General features: G+C 76.8%; 11 protein-coding genes and 1 pseudogene. 3 read left to right on the top strand and 9 right to left on the bottom strand.

Annotated features, from left to right (window positions below; translation table 11 throughout):
* Window positions 1–11: 11 nt before the first annotated feature.
* Together AC1VL8_RS10515 and gdhA are read left to right on the top strand one after the other, a co-directional pair.
* Complete coding sequence (locus AC1VL8_RS10515; RefSeq protein ID WP_483075138.1) at window positions 12–851, top strand: RDD family protein; 840 nt, start codon at window positions 12–14, stop codon at window positions 849–851.
* Window positions 852–956: 105 nt separating this feature from the next.
* Entirely contained in the window at window positions 957–2,297 is a 1,341-nt protein-coding gene (gene gdhA / locus AC1VL8_RS10520) for an NADP-specific glutamate dehydrogenase (protein ID WP_483075139.1), read from the top strand.
* A gap of 4 nt (window positions 2,298–2,301) precedes the next feature.
* Here the strand turns inward: gdhA and AC1VL8_RS10525 are convergent, their stop codons facing one another.
* Window positions 2,302–2,751 (bottom strand): MarR family winged helix-turn-helix transcriptional regulator, encoded by a 450-nt coding sequence (locus AC1VL8_RS10525; RefSeq protein ID WP_389226773.1) that lies wholly within the window; start codon window positions 2,749–2,751, stop codon window positions 2,302–2,304.
* A gap of 70 nt (window positions 2,752–2,821) precedes the next feature.
* On the opposite strand from AC1VL8_RS10525, the gene AC1VL8_RS10530 reads away from it, so the two are divergent.
* A complete protein-coding gene (locus AC1VL8_RS10530; RefSeq protein WP_389226776.1) occupies window positions 2,822–4,714 on the top strand; it encodes an ABC transporter ATP-binding protein in 1,893 nt (630 codons plus the stop codon).
* A gap of 33 nt (window positions 4,715–4,747) precedes the next feature.
* On the opposite strand, the gene AC1VL8_RS10535 is transcribed toward AC1VL8_RS10530, so the two are convergent.
* The 8 genes and pseudogenes from AC1VL8_RS10535 to AC1VL8_RS10570 form a co-directional block, all read right to left on the bottom strand.
* A complete protein-coding gene (locus AC1VL8_RS10535; protein ID WP_483075140.1) occupies window positions 4,748–5,515 on the bottom strand; it encodes a serine hydrolase domain-containing protein in 768 nt (255 codons plus the stop codon).
* Window positions 5,478–5,831, bottom strand: a pseudogene (locus AC1VL8_RS10540) (serine hydrolase); the annotation flags it as partial. The pseudogene AC1VL8_RS10540 and the gene AC1VL8_RS10535, both read right to left, overlap by 38 nt.
* A gap of 75 nt (window positions 5,832–5,906) precedes the next feature.
* Window positions 5,907–7,112, bottom strand: coding sequence for a winged helix DNA-binding domain-containing protein (locus tag AC1VL8_RS10545; RefSeq protein WP_483075141.1), 1,206 nt, complete (start codon window positions 7,110–7,112; stop codon window positions 5,907–5,909).
* Between the two features lie 33 nt (window positions 7,113–7,145).
* Window positions 7,146–8,438 (bottom strand): DUF58 domain-containing protein, encoded by a 1,293-nt coding sequence (locus AC1VL8_RS10550; protein WP_389226785.1) that lies wholly within the window; start codon window positions 8,436–8,438, stop codon window positions 7,146–7,148.
* 10 nt (window positions 8,439–8,448) lie between these two features.
* Entirely contained in the window at window positions 8,449–9,594 is a 1,146-nt protein-coding gene (locus tag AC1VL8_RS10555; RefSeq protein ID WP_483075142.1) for an AAA family ATPase, read from the bottom strand.
* Window positions 9,591–10,814: a DUF4350 domain-containing protein gene (locus tag AC1VL8_RS10560; protein ID WP_483075143.1), complete on the bottom strand. Its 1,224-nt coding sequence runs from the start codon at window positions 10,812–10,814 to the stop codon at window positions 9,591–9,593. Before AC1VL8_RS10560 ends, AC1VL8_RS10555 begins: the two co-directional genes overlap by 4 nt.
* The gene (locus AC1VL8_RS10565) at window positions 10,811–11,509 is read right to left on the bottom strand and encodes a DUF4129 domain-containing protein (RefSeq protein ID WP_483075144.1); all 699 of its coding nucleotides are present in this window, start codon (window positions 11,507–11,509) and stop codon (window positions 10,811–10,813) included. The genes AC1VL8_RS10560 and AC1VL8_RS10565 overlap by 4 nt, the downstream gene beginning before the upstream one ends.
* Entirely contained in the window at window positions 11,506–12,858 is a 1,353-nt protein-coding gene (locus AC1VL8_RS10570; RefSeq protein ID WP_483075145.1) for a glycerophosphoryl diester phosphodiesterase membrane domain-containing protein, read from the bottom strand. The genes AC1VL8_RS10565 and AC1VL8_RS10570 overlap by 4 nt, the downstream gene beginning before the upstream one ends.
* Window positions 12,859–13,000 lie beyond the last annotated feature (142 nt).

Raw genomic sequence — 13,000 nt, forward strand, 5'->3', positions numbered from 1 at the left:
ACGACCCGGCGGTGGCGGAGGTGGACGTGCAGGACGAGGGCATCGTCATCGGCGAGGGCGTGCTGCTGGACGCCCGGCCGACGTCGTTCGCGAACCGGGTGCTGGCCGCGCTGATCGACCTGGTGGTGCTGGCGGTCGTGGTCGTGCTGCTGCTGCTGGTCGCGTTCCGGGTGGTGGTGCTCGCGCCGGACCAGGACGTCCTGCAGATCACGTTCGTCGTCTTCATGGTGACCGTGCTGGTGGTGCTGCCGACGACGGTGGACACGCTCACCCGGGGCCGGTCGCTGGGCAAGCTCGCGGTGGGCATCCGCATCGTGCGTGACGACGGCGGCCCGATCCGGTTCCGGCAGGCGCTGGTGCGCGCGCTGGTCGGCGTCCCGGAGCTGTGGCTCACGGCCGGGTCGGTCGCGCTGATCACGTCGCTGGTGAACCCGCAGGGCAAGCGGCTGGGCGACCTGCTCGCGGGGACGTACGCGGTCCGGGTGCGCGGTCGCCAGCAGAAGCCGTCGGTCGTCGTGATGCCGCCGTTCCTGGCGGGCTGGGCGACGAGCGCGGACGTCGCGCGACTGCCCGACGGGCTCGCGCTCGAGGCCCGCCAGCTGCTCGGCCGCGCCGCGGGCCTGCACCCGGGCTCCCGGCACGCGCTCGGCCAGCGGCTCGCCGGTGAGGTCGCCCGCTACGTGTCGCCCGGCCCGCCGCCGGGTACCCACCCGGAGGCGTTCCTCGCGGCGGTGCTGGCGACCCGGCGGGACCGGGAGTACGCGGCGTCGACCCGGGCGGCGGAGCGGGCCGCCGTGGAGTCCGCGACGCTGCACCGGCTGCCGCACGGTGTGCCCGACCCCGCGCGCTGACGTCGCCTGGCGGCGCGCCGTCCCGATCTGGACACCGCAGCGCCCTGGCCGTGCGCGCGGCTAGCGTGGCCGTGACCAGGCGGTACGGCGGGACGGGGTAGCAGCGTGCAGGGACAGCTCGACGGGGTGCTCGACCAGGTGCTGGCGCGGAACCCGGGGGAGCCCGAGTTCCACCAGGCCGTGCGCGAGGTGTTCGCGAGCCTGGGCCCGGTGCTCGCGCGGCACCCGCGGTACGTCGACGCCGCCGTGCTGGAGCGGCTGTGCGAGCCGGAGCGGCAGATCGTGTTCCGGGTGCCGTGGGTGGACGACGCCGGCCGGGTGCGGATCAACCGCGGGTTCCGGGTGCAGTTCAGCACCACGCTCGGTCCGTCGAAGGGCGGGCTGCGGTTCCACCCGTCGGTGAACCTCGGGATCGTGAAGTTCCTCGGGTTCGAGCAGATCTTCAAGAACTCGCTGACGGGCATGCCCATCGGCGGCGGCAAGGGCGGCTCGGACTTCGACCCGCGCGGGCGGTCCGACGCCGAGGTGATGCGGTTCTGCCAGTCGTTCATGACCGAGCTGGCGCGGCACATCGGCGAGTACGTGGACGTGCCCGCGGGGGACATCGGCGTCGGCGGTCGGGAGATCGGCTACCTGTTCGGGCAGTACAAGCGGATGACCGGCCGGTACGAGTCCGGCGTGCTGACCGGCAAGGGCGTCACGTGGGGCGGCTCGCTGGTCCGCACCGAGGCGACCGGGTACGGGGCCGTGCTGTTCGCGCAGGAGATGCTGCGCACCACGGGCCGGTCGTTCGACGGGCAGCGCGTCGTGGTGTCCGGCTCCGGCAACGTCGCGGTGTACGCGATCCAGAAGGCGCAGCAGCTCGGCGCGCAGGTCGTCGCCTGCTCGGACTCGCGCGGCTACGTCGTGGACGACCGCGGCCTGGACCTCGACCTGCTGCAGCAGGTCAAGACCGTCGAGCGCGGGTCGCTGGAGACGTACGCCGAGCGGCGGGGCGGCGGTGCGCGCTACGTCCCGGGCCGGCGGGTCTGGGAGGTCGGCGCCGCGGTGGCGCTGCCGTGCGCGACGCAGAACGAGCTGGACGAGTCCGACGCCCGCGCGCTGCTGGCGTCCGGCCTGGTCGCGGTCGCGGAGGGTGCCAACATGCCCACGACGCCCGGGGCGGTGGCGCTGCTCCAGGAGGCCGGCGTGCTGTTCGGCCCGGGCAAGGCGGCGAACGCCGGCGGGGTCGCGACGTCCGCGCTGGAGATGCAGCAGAACGCCAGCCGCGACTCCTGGTCGTTCGAGTACACCGAGGACCGGCTCGCCGCGATCATGCGGGACATCCACGACCGGTGCGCCGCGACGGCCGACGAGTACGGCTCGCCGGGCGACTACGTGGTGGGCGCGAACATCGCCGGGTTCCTCAAGGTCGCGGACGCGATGCTCGCGCTCGGGGTGGTCTGAGGCGCTAGCAGGGGTCGGCGCCGTCGGGGTCGTCGACCAGGCGGTGCAGCAGGCGCAGCAGCTCGCCGCGCTCGGCGGGCTCGAGCCGGCCGAGCAGCTCCTCGGCGTGCCGGCGGCGCTCGCGGTCCGCGCCGGCGAGGACGGCGCGGCCCTCCTCGGTGAGCGCGACGAGGGTGGCCCGCCGGTCGGTGGGGTCGGGCTGCCGGGCGACCAGGCCCGCGCGCTCCAGGTCGTCGACCAGCGAGGTCACCGACCGGGGGACCACGTCGAGCGCGGCCGCCAGGGCGGTCTGGCGCTGCGGCTCGCCGGCGCGCGCGACCACGCGGAGCAGCCGGTGCCGGGAGGGCGTCAGGTCGACCTGCTCGCGCACGTCGCGGCGCATCGTGTGCAGCGCGCGGCGCAGCAGCCAGAACAGCTCGTCGCCGGGGTGGGCGGGCGGGGTGACCGGGCTCATGGTCCCCACGATAGCGAATGTGGCACATAGAGAGGTACCCTCCCTAAAGTTCCAGCCCCAGGGAGGCTCCATGTCCATGCACGGACCCCAGGGCGGCGGAGGTGGCCGGGCCATGTACCGGTCGTTCCGCCTCGACCCGTCCGTCACCGGGCGCCGCGTCACGCGTGACGTGCTGCGCCGCATCCTCACCTTCGCCCGGCCCTACCGCCGGCTCATCACCGTGTTCCTCGTGATCGTGGCGCTCGACGCCGCCATCGGCGCCGTCACCCCGCTCGTCTACCAGCGGATCATCGACCACGGCATCGCGCAGGGCCGCACCGGCCTGGTGCTCGGCCTCGCCGGCGTCGTCGCCCTGCTCGCGGTCACCGCCGCCGGCCTCACGCTCGCGTCGCGCTGGTTCTCGTCCCGGATCGGGGAGGGCCTGATCCTCGACCTGCGCACGCAGGTGTTCGACCACGTGCAGCGGATGCCGCTCGCGTTCTTCTCCCGCACCCAGACCGGCGCGCTCGTGCAGCGGCTGAACGGCGACGTGCTCGGTGCGCAGCAGGCGTTCACGTCCACGCTGTCGAACGTGGTGTCCAACGTGCTGACCGTCGTGCTGGTGATCGCCGCGATGCTGTCGCTGTCCTGGCAGATCACCCTGGTCTCGCTGGTGCTGCTGCCGGTGTTCGTGCTGCCGGTGCGTGCGATGGGCCGCCGGCTCGCGGCCGTGACGTCCGAGTCGTACACGCTGAACGCCGAGATGGGCCAGACGATGACCGAGCGGTTCAACGTCGCCGGCGCGCAGCTGGTCAAGCTCTACGGCCGCGCCGACGACGAGACCGCGGTGTTCTCCGGCCGCGCCGCCCGGGTGCGGGACATCGGCATCACCAGCGCGATGTACTCCGCGGTGTTCCGGGTCGGCCTCACGCTCGTCGCCGCGGTCGCGGTCGCGATCGTCTACGGGCTGGGCGGCGTGCTCGCCATCCAGGGCTCGCTGACGGTCGGTGTCGTGGTCGCGCTGACCTCGTACCTCACGCGGCTCTACGGGCCGATCACCGCCCTGTCGAACGTCCAGGTCGACGTCATGACGACGCTCGTGTCCTTCGAGCGGGTGCTCGAGGTCCTGGACCTGAAGCCGACCGTCGCCGACGCCCCCGACGCGGTGCCGCTGCCCGACGACCTCGCGTCGACCGCGAGCGTGCAGCTCGACGACGTCTCGTTCCGGTACCCGGCCGCCTCCGAGGTGTCCCTCGCCTCGCTGGAGTCCGTCGCCCGGCTCCAGACCGAGGTCCCCGGCACGACGCTCGAGCACGTGTCGTTCACCGTGCCCCACGGGCACCTCGTCGCGCTGGTCGGCCCGTCCGGCGCGGGCAAGACCACGGTCTCCGCGCTGGTCGCCCGGCTGTACGACGTCACCGGCGGCACGATCCGGGTCGCCGGGCAGGACGTCCGTGCCACGACGCAGGCCAGCCTGCGCGACGCCATCGGGATCGTCACCCAGGACGCCCACCTGTTCCACGACACCATCCGCGCGAACCTGCTCTACGCCCGGCCCGACGCGACCGACGCGGAGATCGAGCAGGCCCTCGAGCGCGCGCAGATCGCCGACCTCGTGCACCGGCTGCCCGACGGCGTCGACACCGTCGTGGGCGACCGCGGCTACCGGCTCAGCGGCGGCGAGCGCCAGCGGCTCGCCATCGCGCGGCTGCTGCTCAAGGCGCCGCCGATCGTCGTGCTCGACGAGGCGACCGCGCACCTCGACTCCGAGTCCGAGGCCGCCGTGCAGCGGGCGCTCGCCGAGGCCCTCGAGGGGCGGACCGCGATCGTCATCGCGCACCGGCTGTCGACGATCCGCGAGGCGGACTCGATCGTGGTGCTCGACCGCGGGAAGGTCGCCGAGCAGGGGACCCACGCGGAGCTGCTGGCCCGCGGCGGGCTCTACGCGGAGCTGTACGAGACGCAGTACGCGTCGGCGGGCTGAGCGGCCCGGCTCATGTGGGCTGGACGGCCCGGCTCAGGCCGCCCAGCCACGCGCTCCCGCGAGCCGGCGCAGCATCGCACCCACCACCGACGAGGCCTGGTCCACCCCGGGGTCGGCGTTGGTGAGCACCGCCAGCACGCCGCCCTGCTGCGGGTACACCCGCGCCTGGCACTGGAACCCGTCGCCCCAGCCCTGCGTCATCACGCAGACGCCGCGCGCCGCCCCGAGCACGAACACCCCGAGGCCCACACCCGGCTCGGCGGCGTCGTCCAGCATCGCGGCGGCGTGCCGGGCGTCGAGCAGCACCGCGTCGTCCGCGCCCGCCCACGCCCGACCCAGGTCGGTGAGCAGCACGCCGAGCTCCGCGGGCGTGGTCCACAGCCCGGACGCGGCGAGCCCGGGGTAGTGCCGGCGGACGCCCGGCACGCGGCTGCCGTCCGTGCGGTGCCCCGCGGCCGCCCGGGCCGCCACCCGGTGCAGCACCTCCCGCAGGGCGGGGTCGGCGCTCGCACCGGGGTCGGACGCGGCCCCGGGGTCGGTCCCGGCCCAGAACGCCGTCGCGGTCAGCCCCAGCGGCGCGACCACCGCCCGGTGCGCCGCGGCCGCGAACGGCAGCCCGGTCGCGACCTCGACGACCCGCTCGAGCAGGCAGTACCCGCCGTCGGCGTACCGGAACCCGGACCCGGGGGCGTGCGCGACCCGGACCGGTCCCGGGTGCGCGCCGGGGCGGCCGGCCAGCACGTCGAGCAGCGGCGGCGCCGCGCCGTCCGCGGGTTCGAACGACCCGGCGGGGTCGGTCACCCCGCCCGCGTGCCGCAGGAGCTTCCCGCAGGGTCGGCCCGCGCCCGCCCGCCGCGGGGTCCAGCGGCACGGGCACCCAGCGGCGCACGTCGTCATCGAGGTCGAGCAGCCCGTCCTGCGCGAGCCGCAGCACGACGACGGCCGTCACCGCCTTCGCGGCCGAGCACGCGTGCAGCACCGTGCCGGCGTCCGCGAGCCGGCCGATCGCCGTGTCGGCGTACCCCGTCACCGCGACCGCCGGGTCCTGGCCCGGCTCGACGACGACCGCGGCGACCGCGGGGGAGCGGGGGACGGCGGCGTGGTCGAGGGGCGGCACGTCCAGCAGTCTCGCGCGCGACCCACGGCCCGGCGGGGGACCTTCGTTCCGGGCTCGGGCACCGGGCCCCTGCCGTCAGGGCACCGCGACCTGCACGGCGTGCTCGGCGGCGTCGTCGGCGACGAACCGCGCGAGCACCTCCGCCTCGGTGACCGCGGCGGCCCGCTCGGCGTGGCTCCAGGGCCGCAGCGGGGTGAGCGTCAGGTGCGCCCGCTCGCGGCGGGTGCGGGGCGCGCCCGCGAGCCGGGGCAGGGCCTCGCGGCGCAGGGCCCAGGTCCCGGCGACGACGCCGTCCACCAGCACCGCGGCCGGGGGCACGCCGTTCGGGCTGGCGAGGGCGGGCCGGGCCGCGGCGGGGACGATCCGGCTGCGGTCGTCGTGCCCCAGCAGGACGTCGTCGTAGTCGGGCAGCAGCCGGACCGGCGCGGGCGCGTCCTCGGGCGGGCGCGGGGCGTCCGGCAGGTCGAGGAGCACCCGGGTGCGGCCCCGCGTGCCGGCCGACGCCCGACCGTCCGCCGACGTGGGCGGGTCGACGTGCTCCACCTCGACCAGCTCGGGCCGGGGCCGGTCGACGACCGCGCCGAGCCGGGTGAGCCCGCACCAGCGCTGCAGGTCGGCGACGGTGGCCGGCCCGTACGCCGCGAGGTACCGGCGTGCCAGGTCGGCGAGCACGTCGTCGGGGTCCGCGGCGGTGAGCGTCCGGCCGAACCACGTCTCGGCGGTGGTCCAGGTCGTCGCCATGCTGCGCCCCCAGACCCCGCGGGGTGTCACCTGCACCAGCGGCAGCAGCCCCCGGGCGCCCTGCGCGAGCGCCCGGGGGTCGACGTCCGGCCAGGTGGCGGCGAGCCGGTCGCCGAGCGCAGCGGCGGTCAGCGGCCCGTCCGCGAGGGCGTCCCGGGCCGCGCGGGCGAGGTCGTCGAGGTCGAGCCCGCGCAGCGCCGGACCGGCGGTCGCGTGGCCGGCGAGGTTCCGCCGGAACAGCGGCACCAGGACGGGCCACAGCGTCAGGACGTCGTCGGCGGTCGCGAGGTGCACGGTGTCCCGCAGCAGCGCGAGCCGCCCGACGCGGCGGTCGGTCATCGCGTCCGCGAGGTCGTCGTGCGCGAACCCGGCGACCCGGGCGTGCAGGGCGAGGTACGCGGACGGCGGGTTCTGGGACTGCAGCGCCACGAGGTGCGCGACCACGTCGACCGCGGGTTCGGGCGTGCGGTCGAGGAGGTGCTGGCGCGCGAGCAGCGCGCGCCCGAGCCCCCGGGTGGTCACGCGCTCGCGGTCGGTCACCCGGTCACGGTACGGCCCGCCACCGACGACCGGTCAGAGCCGCCCGGCGGCCTTGAGCGCGAGGTAGGTGTCCGCCAGGCGCGGCGCGAGGTCGTCGGGCAGGGCGTCGACGACCTCGACCCCGTGGCTGCGGAGCCGGACGGCCACCGCGGACCGCTCCAGCTCGGTGCGCTCGGCCGCGGCGGCGTCGAACAGCGCGGCGACGTCCTCGCGCCCGGTGCGCAGCCGCTCGACCTCGGGGTCTCGGACCGACGCGAGCACGACCTGGTGACGGGACGCGAGCCGGTCGACCACGCTCAGCAGCCCCTGCTCCACGGCCGACGGCTCCAGGGCGGACAGCAGCACGACGAGCGCGCGCTGGGACAGCCGCTCCTGCACCTGCGCGACGACGCCCGGCCAGTCGGCCTCGACCAGCGACGGCTCGACCCCGGCGAGGGCGTCGGCGATCGCCGGCATCAGGCGGGGCCCGGACGCGCCCGCGACCCGGGCGCGCACCGTGCGGTCGTACGCCAGCAGCTCGACCCGGTCGCCGGCGCGGGACGCCAGCGCGGCGAGCAGCAGGGCCGCCTCGACCGACGTGTCCAGGCGCGGCTCCTCGCCGGTGCGGGCCGCGCTGGTGCGGGACGTGTCGACCACGATCAGCACCCGTCGGTCCCGCTCGGGGCGCCAGGTGCGGACCACGACGTCGGACCGGCGCGCGCTCGCCCGCCAGTCGATCGACCGCACGTCGTCGCCGATCACGTACTCGCGCAGCGAGTCGAACTCCGTGCCCTGGCCGCGCACCTGGACGGCGGCGCGCCCGTCCATCTCCCGCAGCCGCGCGAGCCTGCTCGGCAGGTGGCGCCGGGAGGCGAACTCGGGCAGCACCCGCAGCGTGCCGGGCACGTCGAACGACGCCTGCCGGGCCGCGAGCCCCAGCGGCCCGAGCGTCCGGACGGTGACCCGGTCGGCGTGCAGGTCACCGCGCCGGGACGGGCGCAGCGGGGTCTCGAGGCGGCGCGACTCGCCGGGCGGCAGGTCGACCTGGTGCCGGTTGCGCTCCGCGTGCGCCGACGGCTGCCACGCGTCCCGCACGACGCCCCGCAGCCGGCGCGCGCCGGTGTGCGTGAGCGTCAGCCGGGACCGGGCCGGCTCGTGCAGCCGGACCGACCCCGCGGGGTCGCGCCGGATCGCCACCGCGCGCGGCGACGCGGCCAGCAGCGCGTCGCCGACGCACAGCAGCACCGACAGCACCGCCCAGACCAGCACCGTGCCCGGCACCGGCAGGAGCAGCACCGCGACGGCGCCGACCGCGGTCAGCGCGACCGCGCGCCAGGTGATCGCCACGCGGCCGACCTCAGCGGGGGACCGGGACGGACGCCAGGACGGTGTCGAGCACCGACTCGGCGGTCACGCCCTCGAGCTCGGCCTCGGCCCGCAGCTGCACCCGGTGCCGGAGCGTCGGGTGCGCGAGGGCCTTGACGTCGTCCGGCGTCACGTACGGCCTCCCCGACAGCCACGCCCAGGCGCGCGACGTCGCGAGCAGCGCGGTGGCGCCACGCGGCGAGACGCCCAGCGACAGGGACGGCGACTGGCGGGTGGCGCGGACCAGGTCGACGACGTAGCCGATGACCTCGGGCGCGATCTGCACCTGCGCGACCTCGGCCCGGGCGCGGTCGAGCACGTCCTTGCCCGCGGCGGCGCGCACCCCCGCCCGGACCAGGTCCCGCGGGTCGAACCCGGCGGCGTGCCGCGCGAGCACCTCGATCTCCTCGTGCCGCTCGGGCAGCGGCAGCGTCAGCTTGAGCAGGAACCGGTCGAGCTGCGCCTCGGGCAGCGGGTAGGTGCCCTCGTACTCGACGGGGTTCTGGGTGGCGATGACGATGAACGGGTCCGGCAGCGGGCGCGGCGTGCCGTCGACCGACACCTGCCGCTCCTCCATCGCCTCCAGCAGCGACGCCTGGGTCTTGGGGGGCGTGCGGTTGATCTCGTCCGCGAGCATGAGGTTGGTGAACACCGGGCCCTCGCGGAACGAGAACTCGGCGGTCCGGGCGTCGTAGACCAGCGAGCCGGTGACGTCGCCGGGCATCAGGTCGGGGGTGAACTGGACGCGCTTGGTGTCCAGGTCCAGGGCCGCCGACAGGCTGCGGACCATGAGGGTCTTCGCCACGCCCGGGACGCCCTCGAGCAGCACGTGGCCGCGGCAGAGCATCGCGATCACCAGGCCGGTGACGGCTGCGTCCTGGCCCACGACGGCGCGCCCGACCTCGGTGCGCACCGCGCCGAGCGCCTCGCGCAGGTCCGCGGACGGCACCGGCGGGGCGGCGTGGGCCGGGGCGGGCTGCGGCGCGGGCTGGTGCGTCGGCGCCGGCTGGTGCTGCGGCGCGGGCTGCGCCTGGGGGGCCGGCGCGTACCCGGGGTACGGCTGCGCGGCCGGCTGCTGCTGGGGCGGCGTGCCGGGCTGCTGCTGCCACGGGTTCGGGGCGGGGTGGTCCTGGGTCACGTGGGGTGAACCTCGCTCTCGAGCTGGTCGAGCCGGCGGGCCAGGTGCTCCAGGCCCGCGTCTGACGTGGGGGGTGGTCCGTACAGGAGGTCGCGCACGTCGTCCTCGGCGCGCCCGGTCGCCCGCGCGAGCGCCGCGATCACGTCCGGCGCGGCGGCGGACCGGGGGAGCCCGAGCCGACGCGCACTGCGGTCGGCGGTCCCGGCGCGCAGGGCCGCGGCCGCGTGCCCGTAGGCCCGGGACGTCCGGTAGAGCCGGCCCCGACCGCGGGTGGTCTCCGCGGACCGGACGACGACCGGCAGCCGCTCCGTGACCACCCGGCCGAGCCGGCGGGCGCGCCACCCGGCCAGGGCGAGCAGCACCAGCAGGGCCTGCAGCCCCAGCACCGAGGCGACGGGCGGCAGCAGGTCCCCGAGCCCCGGCGCGGCGGGGGCGACCGAGGTGTCGGTGGCGGACGGGACGTACCAGACCAGGTCGGCGTCCCGGCCGAGCGTCCGCAGCACCAGCGCGGCGTTGCCGGCCTCCGTGACGCGCGCGTTGGTGAGCATCGTGGCGTCGCCGAGCACGCTGACGGTCCGGCCGTCCGTCTGGGTGACGGACGTCAGGTAGGCCTGCGGGTCGGTGCCCGGCAGCGGGAAGCACAGCGTGGTGCCCGCCGGGGGCGTGCCGTCGACCGGCACCACGCCCGCGCCGGTCGCGGTGACCGTCCCGGCGGCCTCGGCGTCGGGGTCGGTGCAGGTGGCCGCCAGCGACGCGGCGGTCCCGCCGCCGGACCACCCGGTCTCGAGCCCGGGCACCACCTCGGCCAGCAGCGACGACGCGTCCAGCAGCACCAGGTCCGCCTCGGTATCGGCGAGCGCGTCCACCTGCTCGGGCGTCAGCCACCAGTCCGACGTCACCAGCAGCGTGCTGCCCGCGGCGGCGGCGTCGCGGGCCTCGGCCGTGGTGCGCACGTAGGTGATCGTCACGCCCTGGTCGCGCAGCACCTCGGCGACCGCCATCGCTCCGTCGTCCCGCGGGTTGTCGGGTGCGAGCGGGGTGGTCGACCGGGCCGGTGCGGGCAGCAGCGACACCCCGACGCCCACGCCGAGCACGACCGCGACGCCCACCAGCCAGCGGGACCGGCGCCAGCGGCCGCGCGCGCGGCTGCGGGCCGTGGTGCCGTCGCCGAGCACGGTGCCGTCGGCCTCCGGGGGACGGGTCGCGGTCGGCGCGGTCACGGCGCCACCCCGGTGCCGGGGCCGGCGGACGACCCGGTGGACACGGCGGTCCCGGCGGTCAGGCCGGCGGGCAGCGTCGGGCGGGCTGCGGCGACCCGGGAGTCGAGCTCGCGCAGCAGCGCGTCGTCGCCGGCGCCCGGGGTGCGCTCGCCGTACACGACGTCGTCGAACAGCCGCCCGGCGGCCTGCAGGTCCCCGGCCAGCGCGGGCAGGCGCAGGCCGGCGTCGGCCACGGCCTCGTGCGCCGTCCGGCCCGGGCGCTCGTCGAGCACCGCCCGCTCCTCGAGCCCGCGGACCACGGCGCGGAACCGGTCCGCCACCGCGCCCGCCCAGTCGCCCCGCGCGGCGGCGGCGTCCGCGGCGGACCGCAGGTCGGCGGCCGTGCGCCGGTCGTCGTCCGCGAGCACCGACCCCGGGCCGCCCACCCGGCGGCTGCGGCGCACCGGACCCGTCACCAGGAACGCCACCACCACGAGCAGCGCGAGCACGCCCGCGACCAGCAGCAGCGTCCCGACGTTGCCGAGCGGCACGCCGTCCGCGCCCTCGAACAGCCGCCCGAGCCAGTCCAGGACCATCTGCAGCAGGCTCGGCCGCTGGTGGTACACGGGGTCGGCGAGCTCACGCTCGAGCCAGCCGCGCGCCTCCTCGGCATCGGGCACCACCGGGACGCCGGACCCGCCGGCCAGCCACCTCACCGACCGGAGTCCGCCGCCGCGCGCGCCAGCTCGACGTCCAGGCCCTCGCGCCGCATGCGCACGTCGATGTACGCGAGCGCGACCACGCCGGCCATGAACACGGTGCTGATCGTGCTGGCGATCGCGGTCCCCACGGCGGTCAGCGCGATCGCGCCGCCGCTCGTGCCCAGGGGGTCCTGCAGCACCAGCGCGGTGATCATGCTGACCGGGAACACGATGACGTAGGCGACGACCTGCACCACGACCGCCGCGAGCAGGTAGACGCCCAGCAGGCGCCAGAAGCTTCCACGCGTCAGCCGCCACGCCCGCGCGACCGTCGTCCCGAACGACCCGCCCTCGAGCATGATCGCGGCCGGCGCGAGCAGCGTGCGCACCGTGATCCAGAACGCGCCGACGACCAGCGCGAGCACCGACAGCAGGCCCACGACCACGGTCGCCCACTCGTTCTGGGTCGCGACCCAGGTCAGGACGGTCAGGCCGACGAGCGCGCCCGAGAGCACGAGGACCGCGAGGACCTGGAGCACGCTGAACAGGACGACCTGGGCGAGCCGCTTGCCCGAGCCCCGCAGCACGTCGCCGATCGCGACGCGCTGGCCGATCACCGAGCGGCTCACCGAGAGGATCAGCAGGCCGGTCAGGACCAGCGTCGCGAGCGACGTGAGCGGCAGCGTGACGAGCTGGGCGAGGGAGGTGCCGAACGAGCTGCCCAGCACCTCGGTGTCCTGGGCGGTGAGCCCGGCGGTGCCGCCGAGCAGGTCGTCGACCTCGCCCGCGAGCAGGCCCGCCACGTACCACTGCAGCAGCGCGCCGAGCGCGGTCGAGATGGCGACGACCGCGGCGGTCAGGCCGAACATCGTCGTCGGGTTGTGCCGGATCGCCCGGAACGTGCCGTCGAAGATCTCCCAGATGCTCAACGGCCGCAGCGGGACGATGCCGGGGCGCGCGGCGGCCGGCTGGTACGGGGTCGGACCCCAGCCCTGGCCGGGCTGCTGCCCGTAGCCGGCGGGCTGGCCGTAGCCGGGCTGCTGGCCGTACCCGACGGGCTGGCCGTACCCGGGCTGCTGGCCGTACCCCGGCTGCTGACCGGAACCCGGCTGCTGCCCGTACCCGGGCGGGGGGTAGCCGGGCTGCTGGGGGTAACCGGGCGGGGGGTACCCGGGCTGCTGCCCGTACCCGGGCTGCTGCGGCTGCTGCGCGGGCGGCCCGTCACCCGGACGGCCCGCACCCGACGGGGTGCCGGGAGCCTGCCACCCGGCGGGCGCGAGCTGCCCGTACCGCGGGGCGGGCCGGTCGGCCTCGCCGGGCGCGGGCACCGGCTCGGGGCGGCCCTCGTCGTGCGGCGTGCTCATCGGGTGGCTCCCTGCTGCTCGGGTGGAGTCGGTCGGCGCCGGTGGACCGGGGTGCGCCCGGGCGCGGCGCGGCGCGGCTGACGCCATCGTGCCACGTCAGGCCCGGGCCGGGAGCCTGCTCCGACCGGGCGTCCCGGGGCGT

It is taken from the genome of Cellulomonas sp. KU4C (genome assembly GCF_056868065.1).